At 52.8% G+C, this 1904-nt stretch carries 1 protein-coding gene; it reads left to right on the top strand.

The features are described from left to right. Positions 1–1904: efflux RND transporter permease subunit (locus A3730_RS20880; protein WP_156501280.1), on the top strand; the 1904-nt coding region annotated here is incomplete at both ends.

Here is a 1904-nt window from a genome sequence, read left to right as displayed (position 1 = left end):
GGGGAGCAGTGCTGACGCTGGGCGAAGCGGAGTTCATGGTGCGCTCCAGTGGCTACCTTCAGTCACTCGAGGATTTCCGAAAAATCCCACTAAAACTGGTTGATGGAGTGCCAGTACAGCTTGGAGATGTGGCGCAGATTCGCCTTGGTCCGGAGATGCGGCGTGGTATTGCCGAGCTGGACGGTGAAGGGGAAGTCGTCGGCGGGGTCGTCATTCTGCGTTCAGGCAAGAACGCCCGCGCCGTGCTATCTGCCGTGCATGAGCGACTTGAGACACTGCGGGAAAGCTTGCCGGAAGGGGTTGAGATCGTCACCACCTATGATCGAAGTGAGCTGATTGATCGAGCGGTAACAAACCTCAGTTACAAATTGATTGAAGAGTTCATTGTAGTTGCACTGGTGTGCGTATTGTTTCTTGGCCATTTGCGTTCGTCACTGGTGGCCATCATTTCCCTACCGCTGGGAATCCTTGCTGCCTTTATTGTGATGCGTTACCAGGGCATCAATGCCAATATCATGTCGCTTGGCGGCATTGCTATCGCTATCGGCGCTATGGTGGATGCAGCAGTGGTGTTAATCGAGAACGCTCACAAGAAAATTGAGATTTGGCATCGGGATAACCCAGGGCAATCTCTGACTGGTAATGCGCATTGGCGAGTCATAGAGCAAGCAGCTGTCGAAGTGGGGCCAGCGCTGTTCTTCTCGTTGCTAATTATTACCTTGTCGTTTATTCCTGTCTTTACCTTGGAAGCACAGGAAGGGCGGCTATTTGGCCCACTGGCATTTACCAAAACCTGGGCTATGGCGGCGGCAGCCGGCCTATCGGTGACATTGGTTCCACTGTTAATGGGGTACTGGATTCGGGGAAAGATACCTTCCGAGGAAAGTAATCCAATCAGTCGCTTTTTGATTAGTTGTTATCAACCCGTACTAGAGCGAGTCTTGGCGTGGCCGAAAACCACCTTGCTGGTTGCCGGTTTAGTTTTTGTTACCGCCTTTTGGCCGCTAAGTCAGCTTGGTGGTGAATTTTTGCCACCGCTGGATGAGGGCGATTTGCTGTATATGCCAAGTGCCTTACCAGGCTTGTCAGCACAAAAAGCTACCGAGCTTCTACAGCAGACCGATAGGTTGATCAAAACGGTGCCTGAGGTGGAGCAGGTGTTCGGCAAGGCGGGGCGTGCGCGGACAGCGACTGACCCTGCACCATTGACGATGTTTGAAACCACCATCCGTTTCAAACCCAAGGACCAATGGCGTGAAGGCATGACAACGGAGAAGCTTGTCGAGGAGCTGGACCGTATTGTACGCGTGCCTGGACTGGCAAATATCTGGATTCCTCCGATACGCAATCGTATCGACATGCTTGCCACTGGCATCAAGAGCCCAATTGGCATCAAAGTAGCGGGTAATGACCTAGAGATCATTGACCAGGTGAGTCGTCAAATCGAACAGGTAGCCAAACAAGTACCCGGTGTTTCCTCAGCATTGGCTGAACGGTTGACTGGTGGTCGTTATGTGGATATCGATATTCGGCGTGGCATTGCGGCTCAGTATGGCCTCAACATCGCGGATATTCAGTCGGTTGTCAGTGGTTTGATTGGTGGTGAAAACATCGGTGAGACAGTGGAAGGGCTGGAGCGTTACCCGATCAGCCTTCGATATCCTCGCGAGTGGCGCGACACGGTGCATCGCTTACGCGATTTGCCCATAGTCACTCCCGAAGGAAAACAAATTACCCTCGGAACCGTGGCGGATATCAAGATTACCGATGGGCCACCGATGTTAAAAAGTGAGAATGGCCGACTGTCTGGGTGGGTGTATATCGATGTTCGGGGGCGTGACCTAGCCTCGGTAGTGGATGATCTACGTGCCTCAGTGAATGATGGAGTCAGGCTGCCAGAGGGG

The sequence above is a fragment of the Alcanivorax sp. HI0044 genome, assembly GCF_001634945.1.
This window is presented reverse-complemented; position numbering and strand designations above follow the sequence as displayed.